General features: G+C 35.8%; 17 protein-coding genes. 11 read left to right on the plus strand and 6 right to left on the minus strand.

The window, feature by feature from the left end:
- Positions 1 to 462 carry a MarR family winged helix-turn-helix transcriptional regulator gene (locus tag V7127_RS01155; RefSeq protein ID WP_438823953.1) on the plus strand — a complete coding sequence of 154 codons (462 nt, stop codon included), beginning with the start codon at positions 1 to 3 and terminating at the stop codon, positions 460 to 462.
- Between the two features lie 108 nt (positions 463 to 570).
- A complete protein-coding gene (locus V7127_RS01160) occupies positions 571 to 2,265 on the plus strand; it encodes a M3 family oligoendopeptidase (protein WP_335345746.1) in 1,695 nt (564 codons plus the stop codon).
- A 51-nt stretch (positions 2,266 to 2,316) separates the two neighbouring features.
- Here V7127_RS01160 and V7127_RS01165 read toward each other — a convergent pair whose 3' ends face one another.
- The gene (locus V7127_RS01165) at positions 2,317 to 4,464 is read right to left on the minus strand and encodes an ATP-dependent Clp protease ATP-binding subunit (protein WP_335345745.1); all 2,148 of its coding nucleotides are present in this window, start codon (positions 4,462 to 4,464) and stop codon (positions 2,317 to 2,319) included.
- Positions 4,465 to 4,661: 197 nt separating this feature from the next.
- Between V7127_RS01165 and V7127_RS01170 the strand changes: the two genes are divergently transcribed.
- Complete coding sequence (locus V7127_RS01170) at positions 4,662 to 5,705, plus strand: YkvI family membrane protein (protein ID WP_335482943.1); 1,044 nt, start codon at positions 4,662 to 4,664, stop codon at positions 5,703 to 5,705.
- A 43-nt stretch (positions 5,706 to 5,748) separates the two neighbouring features.
- On the opposite strand, the gene V7127_RS01175 is transcribed toward V7127_RS01170, so the two are convergent.
- Together V7127_RS01175 and V7127_RS01180 are read right to left on the minus strand one after the other, a co-directional pair.
- Positions 5,749 to 6,438: a hypothetical protein gene (locus V7127_RS01175; protein ID WP_335345743.1), complete on the minus strand. Its 690-nt coding sequence runs from the start codon at positions 6,436 to 6,438 to the stop codon at positions 5,749 to 5,751.
- Between the two features lie 146 nt (positions 6,439 to 6,584).
- On the minus strand, positions 6,585 to 7,196 hold the full coding sequence (locus V7127_RS01180) for a CPBP family intramembrane glutamic endopeptidase (protein WP_335345742.1): 612 nt from the start codon (positions 7,194 to 7,196) through the stop codon (positions 6,585 to 6,587).
- Positions 7,197 to 7,335: 139 nt separating this feature from the next.
- Between V7127_RS01180 and V7127_RS01185 the strand changes: the two genes are divergently transcribed.
- Positions 7,336 to 7,446: a DUF6254 family protein gene (locus tag V7127_RS01185; protein ID WP_231734738.1), complete on the plus strand. Its 111-nt coding sequence runs from the start codon at positions 7,336 to 7,338 to the stop codon at positions 7,444 to 7,446.
- Positions 7,447 to 7,680: 234 nt separating this feature from the next.
- Here the strand turns inward: V7127_RS01185 and V7127_RS01190 are convergent, their stop codons facing one another.
- Positions 7,681 to 7,869 carry a YkvS family protein gene (locus V7127_RS01190; protein WP_335348084.1) on the minus strand — a complete coding sequence of 63 codons (189 nt, stop codon included), beginning with the start codon at positions 7,867 to 7,869 and terminating at the stop codon, positions 7,681 to 7,683.
- 252 nt (positions 7,870 to 8,121) lie between these two features.
- Between V7127_RS01190 and V7127_RS01195 the strand changes: the two genes are divergently transcribed.
- A complete protein-coding gene (locus tag V7127_RS01195; protein ID WP_335348083.1) occupies positions 8,122 to 8,316 on the plus strand; it encodes a hypothetical protein in 195 nt (64 codons plus the stop codon).
- A gap of 184 nt (positions 8,317 to 8,500) precedes the next feature.
- Here V7127_RS01195 and V7127_RS01200 read toward each other — a convergent pair whose 3' ends face one another.
- The gene (locus tag V7127_RS01200) at positions 8,501 to 9,103 is read right to left on the minus strand and encodes a TetR/AcrR family transcriptional regulator (RefSeq protein WP_335348082.1); all 603 of its coding nucleotides are present in this window, start codon (positions 9,101 to 9,103) and stop codon (positions 8,501 to 8,503) included.
- A gap of 195 nt (positions 9,104 to 9,298) precedes the next feature.
- Between V7127_RS01200 and V7127_RS01205 the strand changes: the two genes are divergently transcribed.
- From V7127_RS01205 to V7127_RS01215, 3 genes are all read left to right on the plus strand, one after another.
- Entirely contained in the window at positions 9,299 to 10,036 is a 738-nt protein-coding gene (locus V7127_RS01205) for an SDR family NAD(P)-dependent oxidoreductase (protein WP_335348081.1), read from the plus strand.
- A 213-nt stretch (positions 10,037 to 10,249) separates the two neighbouring features.
- A complete protein-coding gene (locus V7127_RS01210; RefSeq protein ID WP_335348080.1) occupies positions 10,250 to 11,035 on the plus strand; it encodes an SDR family oxidoreductase in 786 nt (261 codons plus the stop codon).
- Between the two features lie 208 nt (positions 11,036 to 11,243).
- Entirely contained in the window at positions 11,244 to 11,621 is a 378-nt protein-coding gene (locus tag V7127_RS01215; protein WP_335348079.1) for a cbb3-type cytochrome c oxidase subunit I, read from the plus strand.
- 71 nt (positions 11,622 to 11,692) lie between these two features.
- Here the strand turns inward: V7127_RS01215 and V7127_RS01220 are convergent, their stop codons facing one another.
- Positions 11,693 to 12,073 (minus strand): PilZ domain-containing protein, encoded by a 381-nt coding sequence (locus tag V7127_RS01220; RefSeq protein ID WP_335482945.1) that lies wholly within the window; start codon positions 12,071 to 12,073, stop codon positions 11,693 to 11,695.
- Positions 12,074 to 12,198: 125 nt separating this feature from the next.
- Between V7127_RS01220 and V7127_RS01225 the strand changes: the two genes are divergently transcribed.
- The 3 genes from V7127_RS01225 to V7127_RS01235 form a co-directional block, all read left to right on the plus strand.
- Positions 12,199 to 13,134 carry an AAA family ATPase gene (locus V7127_RS01225; RefSeq protein ID WP_335345359.1) on the plus strand — a complete coding sequence of 312 codons (936 nt, stop codon included), beginning with the start codon at positions 12,199 to 12,201 and terminating at the stop codon, positions 13,132 to 13,134.
- 3 nt (positions 13,135 to 13,137) lie between these two features.
- Positions 13,138 to 14,337 (plus strand): DUF58 domain-containing protein, encoded by a 1,200-nt coding sequence (locus tag V7127_RS01230; protein WP_335345360.1) that lies wholly within the window; start codon positions 13,138 to 13,140, stop codon positions 14,335 to 14,337.
- A partial coding sequence (locus V7127_RS01235; RefSeq protein ID WP_335482947.1) for a hypothetical protein occupies positions 14,334 to 15,262 on the plus strand: 929 nt, incomplete at its 3' end. The genes V7127_RS01230 and V7127_RS01235, both read left to right, overlap by 4 nt.

The raw sequence follows: 15,262 nt of genomic DNA on the forward strand, positions 1-15,262 counted from the left end.
ATTATAAAGGATTGGATTAAAGTGAGTACTGAACAAAGTGAACAATCATTGAAATTATTTATCGTACTTTCAAGAGCCTACCGCTCACTCAGTGAAAATGTAAATAAACTAATTCAAACATACGGTCTAAACCCAACAGAATTTGCCGTCTTGGAGCTACTTTATCATAAAGGAGATCAGCCTCTGCAGCAAATAGGAGGAAAGATTCTTTTAGCAAGTGGAAGTATTACGTATGTTGTGGATAAGCTTGAGCAAAAGGGGTATTTAAGAAGGGCCGCATGTGCGAAAGACAGACGAGTTACGTATGGGCAAATTACGGAGAAGGGCAAGTCCTTTATTGAGGGGATTTTTCCAGACCATGAAAAGCATATACATGCTTTAATGTCCGAACTTTCTGAGGAAGAAAAGGATACAGCGATTAGCTTGTTGAAAAGGCTCGGACTATCAATCGGAAAAATGTAAAACGGTCCAAAAGGATCGTTTTTTTCTTTTCTAAATAGAGGGATTCATTCATATATGTAGAATTATAATAATGGTTTTGATAACAGAGGAAATAAGGGGGCATTTGAATTGAGTTTTGAAAATTATACATATACCCGTCCAAATTTAACGGAATTGAGCAAGAAATTTGATGATGCATTAGCAATTTTTAATCAGGCAATGTCGGCTGAAGAGCAAATTTTGGCAATGAAGAAAATTAATGAATTACGCAATGACATAGGAACTATGTTTAACCTTTGTTATATTCGCCATTCTGTTGATACAAATGATGAGTTCTATAAAGCGGAGCAGGACTATATGGATGAAATTCAACCAGAAGTGGAGGGTTTTGTAACTAAATACTACGAAGCTCTAGTCAAATCTGATTTCCGCAATGAATTAGAAGAGAAGTTTGGGTCTCAGCTTTTTGCATTAGCTGAAGCTCAATTAAAAGTATTTTCTCCAGAAATTGTTCCATTGCTGCAAAAGGAAAATAAACTATCTTCCGACTACACAAAATTAATCGCCTCTGCAAAGATTGATTTTGATGGAGAAGAGCGCACTCTTGCACAAATGGAACCATTTACACAGTCTATTGACCGTAATGTCCGAAAAACAGCAAGTGAAGCTCGCTTCGGTTTCTTAGCAGATAATGAGGAAGAGCTTGATCGTATTTTTGATGAATTAGTAAAGGTTAGAACAGAAATTGCCCACAAGCTTGGATATAATAATTTTGTAGAGTTAGCTTATTTACGAATGCAAAGAACGGATTATAATGCTGAGATGGTTGCTAAGTTTCGCGATCAAGTTAAGGAATTTATCGTTCCAATTGCAACAAAATTGAAGGAACGCCAAAGAGAACGAATTGGTGTTGATCAATTGAAGTATTATGATGAGGGCTTTAACTTTAAAACAGGTAATGCAGCACCAAAAGGGAGTCCAGAATGGATTATCGAAAATGGTCAAGCGATGTATGATGAGCTTTCAAAAGAAACAGGGGAGTTTTTCTCATATTTGAGAAAAGAGAACTTGATGGATCTTGTTGCAAAAAAGGGAAAAGCAGGGGGCGGATATTGCACATTTATTGAGAATTACAAGGCTCCATTTATTTTCTCGAATTTCAATGGGACTTCAGGCGATATTGATGTACTTACACATGAGGCAGGTCATGCATTCCAAGTTTATTCGAGCGGAAAATATGAAATTCCGGAATATTATTGGCCGACATATGAAGCATGTGAAATTCATTCCATGAGTATGGAATTCTTTACATGGCCATGGATGGATAAATTCTTTAAAGAGGATACCGATAAATATAAATTTGCCCACTTGAGCAGTGCTTTATTATTTCTTCCTTATGGTGTGGCTGTAGATGAGTTTCAGCATTGGGTATACGAAAACAATACTGCATCTCCAAAAGAGAGAAAGCAAGCTTGGAGAGAAATTGAGAAGAAATATATGCCGCATAAAGATTACGATGGCAATGAGTATTTAGAAAATGGCGGCTTTTGGCAACGACAGGCACATATTTATAATTCACCGTTTTACTATATTGATTATACACTTGCACAAATTTGTGCATTCCAGTTCTGGAAACGATCCAGGGAAGACCATGAAGGAGCTTGGAAGGATTATTTACATCTATGCAGTCTTGGAGGCAGCCAAGCCTTTACTAGTTTAGTATCAGAGGCAAATCTCACTTCACCATTCGAAGGTGGCTGTGTGGAATCTGTTGTTGGAGAAATTGAAAGCTGGTTAAATTCAATTGATGATAAGAGCTTATAATAGTTCGAGAGAATGACAAAAGGCCGGGAAATAACCGGCCTTTTGCTGTAACTATTCCTTCATTTTAATGATAATTTCATCATTTTCTAATACTGCCTGTAATTGATGTTCACCAGGCTGATCAATGATGAAATCAGCTAGCTTATCTTCAAGTTGATCCTGAATAACTCTTCTTAGAGGACGAGCTCCGAAAGCGGGATTATTGCCAAGCTCGGCAAGCTTTGATTTAGCATCATCGGAAACTGTAAGCTGAATGTTTTGTTCACTTAAATTATGATTTAATTCTTTGAGCATAATTTCAACAATGTCTAGCAAATGCTCTTTTTCAAGCGACTTAAACTCAATAATGTTATCAAAACGATTGAGGAATTCTGGTTTAAAGAACTGACCAAGAGTATCCAAAATACTTGCTTCCTTCATCGCTTCATTCGTACCAAACCCAACGTGAATCTCCCTGTGCTGTACACCAGCATTACTTGTCATAATAATGACAGAATCCTTAAAGCTTACGGTGCGTCCCTGACTATCAGTTAAACGTCCATCCTCAAGAATTTGGAGGAATAAATGCTGAACATCAGGATGTGCCTTTTCAATTTCATCAAGCAGGATAATGCTGTACGGATTTCGGCGTACTTTTTCTGTTAATTGTCCAGCCTCATCATGACCGATATAACCTGGAGGTGATCCGATAATTTTCGAAATACTATGCTTCTCCATATATTCACTCATATCAAGGCGAATCATTGCCTCTTTAGAACCAAACAGTTCCTCAGCGAGTGTTTTCGTTAATTCAGTCTTCCCGACACCTGTTGGTCCAACAAATAAGAAGGAACCTATTGGACGGTTTTTAGCTTTAAGTCCAGCACGGCTTCTGCGAATTGCCTTTGCTGCTTTTTGAACAGCTTCCACTTGACCGATTACTTTTTTGGAGAGGTTTGATTCCAAGTTTTTCATCAATACTTGTTCATCTTCCATTAACTTTCCGACTGGAATACCTGTTTTCTTCTCAATGATTTCTTGAATATGATGGATTTCAACAATAGGGCGCGATTCATGGTTATTTGTGTTTAATGTTTTTTCCAGCATCACTTCTTCATCTCGAAGCTTTGCAGCTGCCTCATAATTCTCTTCCTGTAAAGCCTTTTCCTTTTGTCTACCAATTTCCTTTAGCCGTTTTTCGATTTGCTCGAAAGGAGTAAAGTTTGAATTCAAATTGATTTTCGAACCGGCTTCATCCATTAAATCAATTGCTTTATCTGGTAGAAAGCGATCTTGAATATATCGGCTAGATAATGAAATACAAGCTTTCAAAGCTTCTTCTGAATATGAAACTTCATGGTAATCTTCATACTTTGATTTAAGTCCATTAAGAATTTCCATAGCTTCTTCAGCTGTTGGCTCTAGCACATATACCGGTTGAAAACGGCGCTCAAGAGCAGGATCCTTTTCGATCTGACGGTATTCCTTTAATGTGGTTGCACCGACTAATTGTAGTTCGCCTCTCGCAAGTGCGGGTTTTAGAATATTTCCTGCATCCATGGAGCCTTCAGCTGAACCGGCGCCAACTAGTAAATGAATTTCATCAATAAAGAGGATTATATTTTTCCTTTCCTGCAATTCATTAATAATCTGCTTCATTCTTTCTTCGAATTGTCCCCTAATGCCGGTATTAGCAACTAGTGAAGCAACATCCAGCAAGTAAACTTCCTTATTTAGAAGTTTTTTTGGAACCTTTCCTTCGGATATCATTGTAGCCAAGCCTTCAGCAATGGCAGTTTTTCCTACCCCAGGTTCACCAATTAAAACGGGGTTATTTTTATTTCTTCTGTTTAAAATTTCAATAACACGGTTAACTTCTTCATCTCTTCCAATCACCGGATCAATAAGTCCCGCTTTAGCTATCTGTGTTAGGTTTCTGCCGTATTGATCAATAAAACCGTTACGACTAGGCTCCCTTACATCTTTTTGTGCAGATGAGTGTTTTTGATTTTGAGCTGAATTTATGTTTTTGAACAGCTCATCAAACGGCAGCTGATTAAAGCCAGAAAATCCGCTAAAAGATGGGCCGAAGGAGGAACCAATCTTTGCTTTTTCATCCTGGTAGCAGCTTTGGCAGAGAATTAAGTTTGTTTCATTTCCGTTAACATTTACTTTAAATTGTACATTTGCTTCTTTCTCACGACATTTTTGACAAAGCATATGGAATACCCCCTAGTTTAATATTTGACTTTGACTATATTTGACCTTTGGCTTTATTATACTTTGACCTTCTTTGACTTTCAAGTGGAACATCTCGAATTTGGTTTAGTAATTTAATGGAAACTTAAATAATATACTTAGAATGCTCGTCTTAGTTTGTCCTCAGGCTCATATATTGAAGAGAAGGAGGAGATCTTGTGAAGACGAACTGGAGTGCAGCCTTTCAAATAGCTGCCGTGTATGTAGGGACTGTTGTTGGAGCAGGCTTTGCAACAGGGAGGGAAATTGTTGAGTTCTTTTCCCGTTTTGGTTTTATTGGATTAGTTTCAATTTTAATGAGTGGCTACATATTTATTTTTTTAGGATCAAAATTAATGAGGATAGCAGCACGTATTCAAGCAACTTCCTATGAAGAATTGAACGAATATTTATTTGGTAAATTCTTTGGATCGGCCATTAATATATTGATGCTTTTTATGTTGCTCGGGGTATGTGCAGTCATGCTATCTGGTGCAGGAGCAGTATTTGAAGAACAAATGGGATTGTCGAAGTATACAGGGATATTTGTAACGATTGGCCTTTCCATTGCAGTAATGGTTTTAGGTACGAAAGGTATATTTGCTGTTAATTCATTTGTTGTTCCGATGATGATAGGTTTTAGTTTTTTGTTAATGTTTCTTTCAATGAGACTTCCTAATTTTACGGAGCAAATTTTGTATATTCCTTTTGCAGAAGATGGGTGGAAAGCAGTAGTTGCTCCATTTTCATATGCTGCATTGAATTTAGGATTAGCACAGGCTGTTTTAGTTCCAATTGCGACTGAAATTAAAAATGACAAAACCATTAAATGGGGTGGAATACTTGGTGGAGGGGCATTGACCATTATCCTCATTTCAAGTCATTTGACATTAGTTATGCTGCCTCAGCTCGAATCTTACGATATTCCTATGGCAGTAATCATGAAAACCTTTGCCACTTCATTTTTTGGGATTTATGTACTTATTATTTATGGGGAAATTTTCACCTCAGTCATTGGGAATGTATTTGGCATTGAGCGTCAGCTAAGGAAGTACATATCCATTCCCAGTGTAGTTACGGTTTGTATTATTTTTACTATTTGTTATTTTATCAGTTTAATAAAATATGGCACTTTATTATCATATGTATATCCGGTCTTCGGATATATAAGTATTATTTTTATCGTGTTATTGTGGATGAAGCCTTTTAATGAGGCAAGATAAAGAAAAGACCCGTCAATTTTCCAGGGTCTTTTCAGTAAAATGATTATTTGTTTATTAAAATTGTTTTACCCATTTGCAGGAATGCATCTTTATAATTTAAATCTTTCTTTGTAAAAAGAGTCAATTTAAGAGGCTGATTTGAGTTTTTAATTAAATAAGAAGTAACGACATCGTCACCATTGGATGCTTCCAATGCAATTGAATCTTTAAAAAACTCATCAGTACTCGGCACTTCAATGGGTTGAATCGTTTCGTCCACAGCTTGAAGCTGGGCCTTCGTATTTTCTTCCATCATATCCCATTGTACATCAGGAGGAAGAAGTTCTATTCGCATAAAGACATGATCATTTTCAGTTAGAAAAAGAACATCCTTTTGAGGTTCTTCAGCTGTTAAATCAAATTCAGGCAAGACATACATAGAATAAGGCTGATTATCACTTGATTTAAGAAAAGCTGTTTCTTCCTTAGCTTCGCCATTTACAGTATATTGGAGGTTTTGTTCCGGAATACGAACAACCCCATCATCTTCTTTCGTTTGTTCGTCATTATTCGGTTCTACAGTACCTTGTCCATCTTCCGTATTTTGATTTTCCTGTCTTTCCTTATTTATCTCTTCATTTTGAGTTTGATTGGATCCATTCGCTTGATTTTCATTATTGTCAGTTGTTCCACACCCTGAAAGAATGAGTCCTACTAATCCAAAAACAAACATCCATTTTTTTAAATACTTCACTGTAATTCCCCCCTGTAATTGCTAAAAAGCTGATGTAATTATTTAGACGAAAAGTAAAAATAGGAGTTACATAATTATTCCTACAATATCATTTTCTCACTTAAAGATACAAATATATTTGGGAAAATGAGTAGAATTTCACATTTTTATTTCAAGGGAAGTATTACAAATAGGAATAAATCAAAAATTAAATGTGAGACAATTAATAAAGGCATACTTTTTTTCCATGTGTAGAGCCATCCCCAGAAAAGTCCGGCAATTAATGCTGCAAAAGCCAATATCCAGTGTGCTGAGTATAAATGAACGGATGCATAGAGAATAGATGATATAACGATTGCTGCTGGGATACTTGTGTATTTTAACATTCTCTTTTGAACGAAACCGCGCCAAAAAATTTCTTCACCAGGAATAATAATTAACATGAGAACAATATAATGCCAAAGCATCGATGGTGAATATCTTCCATACAGCTTTGAAATGTCCTTCATAAAAGGAAGATTAAATAAATCAATCAAATGAAATCCAGCCCAAAAAACTCCAAATAGTAAGAGGCCAGACCCTATTCCATACGAGAGATATTGCCAAAACGGAGCTTCATCCTTCAATTCTTCGTTTAATATCGAATAGCTGATTAAAAATAAGAGAGAAGCCGAAAAGATATACCAGAAAACAGCTTTATCCTGAAAGGTAAAATACATTAAAAAATGGGCAATAAGAAGCCCGATTATTAGACGGAAATCTGCAGTTATATTTTTCAAACGTCCAAACTCCTTTCTGCAAACAAGTCTATTTTAGCAAAAAGAGCTCAATAATTGTATTCAAATGATTTCTTTTGCTTTAATGAAAATAAAATAGTAAAAAATGCTTAACCTAAAGATGAAAGAAAGGAGGGATATCGTGACAAAATCAAAACGAGAAAAAGAGCGGGCTTGGACTGTCAGGAAGCAAGATCAGAATCCGCATGGTAAAGTAAAGTCACTTAAAGAGATCGCCCAGGAGAAGGAATAATATTGATATAATTTCAAAAAAATAAATAAAAAGCAGTAGTTAGCTGCTTTTTATTTAAATATTAAGAAAGTATAACTTTTCTCGAATTTGAGAACTGTCTAGCTACAGCGCCTACCCCCTCGAGGTCACAAGCCAATCCTCCCAGAAAGGAAAAGTACACCTTTCCGAGAGGCTCGTCTTGTGCTTGTCGAGGGTGGGCAAGGCGCTTCCGCATTTATTGCTAGGAATGCGTTTTCATAAAACAGTTTCCTTCACAATTTTATAATTTTTATGATTAACTACAGTCCTTTGTTCTAGATCAAGGTCTCGATAATTTCCCATATAAGAAAGATCGACGATCACTGAGTTTTCGTTTACCTTTTCGACAATTCCCTGCAATCCATCACGGAATTCAATTACATTTCCTACTTCTGCTTTTTTCAAAAGCCTCGCCCCTTTTTGCAAGATTTGAATTAAGAGATTAATAACATTTTGCACTATATTTTATTTTTCGTAAAGTAATATGTTATTATTTCGTTAAATTACCTAATTTTACCTCGTGTAATTGAGTGCGCTTTCATTGTAATGGCTGCTGGCCATATAAATTTAGATCACATTTGAAGTTTGAGGATCCCATGGAAAACAAAACAATATTCATATAATATAAATGTAATAATAGGATGAGGGTGCTGAAATATGAACGAGGAACAAATTCAAGAAATACTCGAGAAGTTAAAGAATGGGGAATTATCGGAGTACTATGTAACAAAGGAAGAGTTTCTTCCTGTGCGTATTGTACTTGTCAAAAGGGATGATTTTAAGCATTTTAGAGGCATTGCAAAACGCGGAGGGGCTGTGCTGTATAGTTACGTAGAAACAGCTAGAAGTTAAAAGGAATAGGCATTAAAGGATGCTTGAATTGATTCAAGCATCCTTTTTAACATAGTGGAGGAGAAATGCACCACGAATATGGTATGAGCTAGGTTACAGAGTTGAACTGACACCATGCAGCCCCGTTTTTTAAATTGCAGATCCGATATTAAAAACATCGTGATAAGGCCCTGGGACTTATGAATCATTTTCCGATATACTTTACTGAGTAAATATGTGTTTTCGATAGATTAATAACTTCCTCGATAAATTTTTCTTGGGATTCTTTAAAGCCATTTTGGATCCAATTTTTGATGAGTCCGTAAAAGCCATAAGCTGTATATCGTTTAAAATAATCCATATTGACTGGGATATTGTTGATGGTTTCGAAAATAAATTGTTCTTTATAGATTTTTAAGATCGTTTGAGGGAACCGTGTATGTAGTCCCGGTAACGTGTCATCATAGTTAATCAGTTCAAAAAAATGCTGGTTTTTATAAATATAAGAAACGATATTAAAAGATGGTTCATTTAGCTTGGCCGTATATACTTTCTGACCTGTTACATATGGTTTGCCAACTGAATCTTCTAACCCTTGTAGCATAGAAATAAGTAAATCTTCAGCTATTTCAATTTTATCTAAGTAATGGACATAAAAGGTACTGCGATTATAAGCGGCAAAATCAACAATATTTTTTACAGAAACGGAATGGTAACCCTTTTCTTTTATGAGTTCAATCATTGCTTGCTTTAAATGTTCTTTTGTCCGATTTTGTCGCCCGGATGTCGTATTTTGTTCGTTATTCATGATGATACCTCCCTGAAAATAGACAGATTTATCATAAGTGTCTAATTAGTAGACACTTAATGATATCTTAATGATTGTTAAATGTGTACAAAGTAGTAAAATTTAATTGTGAACAAAATAGCACAGATATTAAATCTGGCTAGCATTTTTCACGAGTATGTAGTATGGGAACTATAATCATGGGGGGAATTTAGAATGGGGAAACTGCAAGACAAAGTAGCTGTCATTACAGGTGGAGCATCTGGAATTGGAGCAGCAACAGCACGTTTATTTGTTTCAGAAGGGGCTAAAGTGGTGCTTGTTGATTTAAATGAGGAAAAAGGGAAAGCTTTTGAAGTAGAATTGAAAGCGCTTAACGCTGAAGCTCTTTTTATTAAAGCAAATATTACGAGTGAAGAAGAAGTAGCAAATATCTTTAAACAAACAGTTGAAACGTTTGGCAAAGTAGATGTAGTCTTCAACAATGCGGGGATCGGCCGTGTTCATCCTTCACATGAATTAGAGTACTCAGAATGGCGTAATACTGTAAATGTTGATTTAGATGGAGTCTTCTTAGTAGCACGTGAATCTATCCGTGAAATGTTAAAAACAGGTGGCGGCACGATTGTGAATACGGCATCTATGTACGGTTGGGTTGGATCACCTGGTTCAGCAGCCTATAACGCAGCAAAAGGTGGCGTGATAAACTTAACTCGTTCACTTGCGCTTGAATATGCAGAACAAAATATTCGTATTAACGCATTATGCCCTGGTTTTATTGATACACCTATTATTCCAGAAGAAAGCAAGCAAGTTCTATCTGCAGCCACACCGATGAAACGCCTTGGTCAAGCGGAAGAAATGGCAAAAGCAGTATTATTCATGGCTTCCGATGATTCTTCATTCATGACTGGTAATAGTTTAATCGTTGATGGCGGATATACGGCTCAATAATCAATTATGGGGTAGGATCTTTTACTTCAAGTTTGAAACAGGCAATAGTTCTTTGTGGATACTAGCTTTGTGGAAATTATTTGTACCATCTGGAACTAAACAGGAAAAAATGACTTTACATTGCTATATATACTTAATTAGAGATGTTTTAATTCAATATAATTCAAGGGGATATAATGATTTTCGTTATGATAATAAAGGGGGAAATTTTTCATGAGCAATCGTTTTGATGGGAAAGTGGTATTAATTACAGGTGCAGGATCTGGTTTAGGACAAGCTTCCGCTTTACAAGTAGCTAAAGAAGGAGCAAAACTTTCACTCGTTGATTTAAACGCTGCTTCATTAGAAGAAACAAAAGGGAAAGTGTTAGAAGTTGCGCCAAACGCAGAAGTATTGCTTATTACTGCAAATGTGGCAGATGAAACAGCAGTTGAAAACTATGTAAATGAAACCGTTGAGAAATTTGGGAAAATCGATGGCTTCTTCAACAACGCAGGGATCGAAGGAAAACAAAACCTAACTGAGGATTTTGGCATTGATGAGTTCCAAAAAGTAGTGAATATCAACTTAAATGGTGTTTTTTACGGAATGAAACATGTATTGAAAGTTATGAGAGAACAAGGTTTTGGCTCTATCGTTAATACTGCTTCTGTTGGTGGTATTCGTGGAGTAGGAAACCAATCTGGTTATGCAGCTAGTAAACACGGCGTGGTCGGATTAACAAGAAACTCTGGAATTGAATACGGTCAATACGGGATCAGTATTAAAGCCATTGCACCAGGGGCAATCATGACACCGATGGTCGAAGGTTCATTAAAACAAATGGATCCAGAAAACTGGGAAGAAGTAGGGAAACAATTTGTTGAGCCAAATCCAATGAAACGTTTCGGTAAACCAGAAGAAGTGGGATATTTAGTGGCATTCCTGCTATCAGATCAAGCTAATTTCATCAATGCAACCGTTATTCCAATTGATGGCGGACAATCATATAAATATTAAAAGATAATTTACCCGCTGATTTTTACTAAAAAAGGTTTAAATTTTCTAATGATACGTAGGTAAAAAGAAGACATCGTTCTAAGTTCTATGAGCGGTGTCTTCTTTTTTGATGTAAAGAAAAAATTATTTAAGTCAAATAGTCTAAAGAAGGATTTATGCACATATTCTTTAACATCTATATGACATTTGATGGAAGGGGGTATTTAAAGTGGGGATTAGGCTTATAAAAATTTCAGCCATTTACTTTGCAGTAGGTGTTTTAATCGGATATTATATGTCAACCTCTCATTCTTATGTCCTAACACCGGTTCATGTACACATTAATCTGCTTGGATGGACTGCGCTAACGTTAGCAGGCATACTTTATTATTTATTTCCAAAGCTCGCAGCTTCTAAGTTAGCAAAATGGCATTTTTGGCTGCATAATATCGGCTTGCCTATTATGATGATTGCACTAGCGATTTTAATCACAACCCAAAACGAAGCATTTACTCCAGGAACAGCCATTGGCGCTACCATCACAGTCATCGGCGTATTGCTATTTGTCTTAAATATTTTAATAAATTTAAAAGATAATAAAGAATAGAATTAATAAATGTATATAAACAAAAGGCTGGATTCAACGATATATTAACGTTGAATCCAGCCTTTTTATATTTATTTTTGTTTGAGCTCCATTATTACTTTTCTTGAAAAGTCCTTGAGGGCTTGAATAATTTCTTTCTTTGTCCGTTCGTCCTCTACTGCATTAAAACCGTATGAAAAATTTTTACCCTCAACCTTTTTCCAAACGGGATGGCCTAATTGATGGATCATTTTCCCTTCAATAACGAAGACGACTTCTATTAAATATTGATTTTCAGGAATAAGCAGATTCAGTGGCGTTTTAAATTTTACCCCATGTGGACTGACATCCATAATTTCAGCAGTTTCGACATTTGCTGCTACATAGCTTCCATTTTCTTTAATAATTTTTACAGAGGCTTCGAGTGGTGTTCTAAACTGAAAGCGAAAAGCTTCTTCACGTTTATATCTCATTTATTGACCTCCAGTTAAAGTGTAAATTTTATAGTTAATTTAATTTTTCATTTTCAAATTCACAGAAATTACTATATATTAATTATAATGGAAAAACTATTAATTTCAATCCATTAGGAGGTAAAATGAAAGAGTTAGAGATGCTTCAAACTGAGATTAGTAAAGTAATAGTCGGCAAAGATAAAGAGGTAGAACTTCTTGCCATTTCATTACTATTTAATGGACATATTTTAATGGAAAGTGTCCCTGGTACAGGAAAGACGATGCTAGCTAAAACATTTTCAAAAATAATGAATGGAAAATTTTCTCGCATCCAATTTACACCTGATGTACTCCCAAGTGATGTAACAGGAATACAATTCTTTAATCCGCAGAGACAGGAATTTGAGTTAAGACCTGGTCCAATTATGGCCAATATTGTTTTGGCAGATGAAATAAACCGTGCTACACCTAGAACACAATCAAGTTTGTTAGAGGTCATGGAAGAAGGACAGGTCACGATTGACGGTCATACACTTCCTGTTCATGATCCTTTTATGGTTATAGCCACACAGAATCCAGTAGATTCACAGCAAGGAACCTTTTCTTTACCTATTGCTCAAATGGACCGTTTCTTTATTAAATTATCAATGGATTATCCGAGTTTGGACGAAGAAAGAGAGATTATTCATATAGCAAGAGGTGAAAAAAAATCAAGTGAATTGGAATTAATCTTTACACCATCCGTCTTAGAAGAAATGCGAAATAGGGTAAAGGCTGTGAGAATGAATGAGGAGGTTGAACTGTATCTTATTCAAATAGTCAGAAGAACAAGAGAGCATCCTTCCATTGAACTTGGGGTAAGTCCAAGGGGAACACTTGCTTTAATGAAAGCAGCACAAGGAAAAGCTTTTTTAAATAATAGATCATTTGTTGTTCCTAATGATATTAAAGAAATGGTCCCATACGTTTTAGGCCATAGAATTTATTTAACTACTGAAGCTTCATTAACAAAAACATCTGAACAAGTTTTACAAGAAGTGGTTGAATCAATTCCTGTTCCAGTTGAGGCAGGAGTTTAATCGATGGAGTGGAAAAAATACTCAGTAGAGGATAGTTTCTTCAGTTTTACAGGAGTATTGGCTGTATTTTTAATTTTCTCGAGCTTTTATTTCCAATCATTTCTTATTTTTTTCTTAGCAGTGTTTTTACTCCTATTTGTTTTTGCGAATTCATTTTATTTAAAGCATGTGGGAAAGAAGCTTTATCTAGAAAATTTGAAATTGAGAAACAAGTTTTTTCCTCAGGAAAATGGAGAGTGGGTATTAGTTTTTGAAAATAAAGGACTTCCAATAATGAAGGGGCAATTAAGAGTATATTTCGATGATCAGGTAGCTCCTTTAGATGGTTTTGGAGATAAGCGGCTTACAAAATATGAAGTGAACCTTCCGATGTCATTAAACTATAATCAGAGAACGATTGTTAAAATTCCTTTTAAAACAATTAAAAGAGGAGTTGCAAAAATTCGTACAATTGAATTGCAAATTCCGCACTTCTTTGGTTTAGGTGAAACGGTATTAGAATATAAATTTTTATTTTTGCCTGAGGCTCTTGTGTATCCTTTGCCTTTTCCTGTGAAAAATAAGGGTTTGTTTCTTTCTGTCCGACCGGGCGAATCCCCTGCCAGCTTTTCCTTGTATGAGGACTTCCTATCCCCCGCGGGAACTAGGGAATATGTATCTTCAGATAGCTTTAATCGAATACATTGGAAAGCAAGCGCTAGAATGCAAACACTCCAAACGAAAATATATGATCGGGTAGCGGAAACGGGTTGGCACTTATCGCTAAATATTGCAAATGGCCATGCTATAAGTAGCCAAATTGAAGAGTTTATCAGCAGTGCAGCGGAACTAGCCTATTATTCAGCCAAACAGCAAATTCCCTTTTCTTTATGCATCAATATCCGAGTTGCAGGGTCTATTCCTTTTTATTATATACCAGCAGGAGTTGGCAATGAGCAGCTTCAAAAAGTACTTGAAGCACTAGCCTATGTTAATCCGTATTCCTCTGCCTATCCGTATGAAAAGATGCTGTCTTTTTACAGTAGACATCTAACAAATCAGCCTTTTTTCATACACGGAGGTCATAGATCAACACAATCTGATGAGCTTCTTCGCCTATTTAAGCAAAAAGGAACATCTGTTTTAGAGCTTACATTAGAAAAAGACTTGGAAGCGATTCTTTTGCCAATACAATTCCCTATGAAGGACGTGATAGGAAATTGAAAAGAAAGTGCTGGAATATCATGTATTTGCTTTGCATCGAAATTATTTTTGGTGCCTTTGTCCTTTTTGTTCCTTACTCATTACATAAAAAGGAGATTCCGCTGTTCTCCTATTTTTCATTAATGGTTTTGGGGTGTTTCTTCTTTACGATATTACTTCTAAAGTATAGTGATAAGGCTAAACTAATATTTTTTATCCTTCTAGCTCCAATTCTCATTTTTGCTGGAGGATGGCTTGGGTTCCCCCTCTTTGGTAATTTACTTATTGTTTTTTTTGTTTTTTGGAGAACGCTATCTCATCATAATGAGTTTGACAAGCAAAATGAGGGATTATGGATAATACTTACCATTGTAACGGGAATTTTTCTAATCTTTTTTACAGGACTTTCATCCGATATATATATGAAAGTCATCGGGGCCATTATGATTGCCCAGTTAATATTTATTACGCTCGGTGGTTTTATTAGGCGTTGGCTAGCTGTAGAATCTGAAATAAACAATAAAAAGCATTTTTTTCTTCCCTTAATGGGTCTTATAGCAGGGATGGGATTTGCAGGGCTTATTATTTCTGCGGGGATGAAGCTGTATGAAAAACTATTTTTCTCATTTTTACAAATAGGGGTAACAGCGATTGCGTTTATTTCCTCTCCGTTTTTCAAGTGGGCAGAGGGAGTAAATTGGTCGGAAAAAATGGAGCAATTTAACAACAGCCAAGGTACTCAAGAGGATACAGTTATTCCAACTGAATGGGAGGATGTTGGAGGACAGATTCCTGTTGACATGACTCTTATTGGGACTATTGTTTTCACAGTAGGTTTAATTTTTCTATTTTTCTATGTTTATAAGCGCAAAAAAATGAAAAATATAGAGAAAATAGAAACTGATACGAAGGGATATTCTACTGAAAGTTTAATTATTAAGGAAAA

Origin of the sequence: Bacillus sp. JJ1773, from assembly GCF_036962035.1 — a bacterium.
GTDB lineage: Bacteria > Bacillota > Bacilli > Bacillales > Cytobacillaceae > Cytobacillus.